The 244-nt window shown below is 61.5% G+C and carries 1 protein-coding gene; it reads left to right on the plus strand.

The window, feature by feature from the left end; translation table 11 throughout:
* Nucleotides 1–244 (plus strand): calcium-binding protein (locus SB679_RS25845; RefSeq protein WP_410705231.1); only part of this gene is annotated, 244 nt, incomplete at both ends.

Genomic DNA, 244 nt, shown 5'->3' on the forward strand with positions numbered 1-244 from the left:
TCGCTTGGCAGTTTAGCGACCTCTCGGGCAGCGATAAATCCGAAATTTTCGTCGGCAGCGACTACGCTGAAACTATCGACGCCAAGGGCGGCGATGACGTTCTCCTCGGAAACGGCGGCGACGATACGCTGAAGGGCGGCGCTGGCGCCGACTGGCTGTACGGCGGATCGGGCAACGATAGCCTGTACGGCGACCAGAGCGATGTCGTTCTGGATGGCGGTACCGGCGCCGATACGCTCTATGT

This window comes from Chryseobacterium sp. SIMBA_029, from assembly GCF_046535275.1.
GTDB lineage: Bacteria > Bacteroidota > Bacteroidia > Flavobacteriales > Weeksellaceae > Chryseobacterium.